Genomic DNA, 588 nt, shown 5'->3' on the forward strand with positions numbered 1-588 from the left:
CCTGTACAGCAGAGAGACGATACCACTTCATCGCCTCGTTGTAGTTCTGGGGAACTCCTTTCCCATTGTCGTACATATTCCCGAGGTTGTTCTGAGCCCATGCATTCCCCTGTTCAGCAGAGAGTCGATACCACTTCATCGCCTCGGTGTAGTTCTGGGGAACTCCTTTCCCATTGTCGTACATATACCCGAGGTTGTACTGGGCATCAGCAACACCCTGTTCAGCAGAGAGACGATACCACTTCATCGCCTCGTTGTAGTTCTGGGGAACTCCTTTCCCATTGTCGTACATAACCCCGAGGTTGTACTGGGCATCAGCAACACCCTGTTCAGCAGAGAGTCGATACCACTTCATCGCCTCGGTGTAGTTCTGGGGAACTCCCTGACCATCGTAGTACATAACCCCGAGGTTGTTCTGAGCAGCAGCAAAACCCTGTTCAGCAGAGAGACGATACCACTTCATCGCCTCGGTGTAGTTCTGGGGAACTCCCTTACCCTTGGAATACATAACCCCGAGGTTGTACTGGGCATCAGCAACACCCTGTTCAGCAGAGAGACGATACCACTTCATCGCCTCGTTGTAGTTCT

At 51.9% G+C, this 588-nt stretch carries 1 protein-coding gene; it reads right to left on the reverse strand.

The window, feature by feature from the left end:
• Positions 1-588 (reverse strand): tetratricopeptide repeat protein (locus EKD02_RS09935; protein ID WP_148102982.1); only part of this gene is annotated, 588 nt, incomplete at both ends.

It is taken from the genome of Chlorobium phaeovibrioides (assembly GCF_003968655.1).
Taxonomy (GTDB): domain Bacteria; phylum Bacteroidota; class Chlorobiia; order Chlorobiales; family Chlorobiaceae; genus Chlorobium; species Chlorobium phaeovibrioides.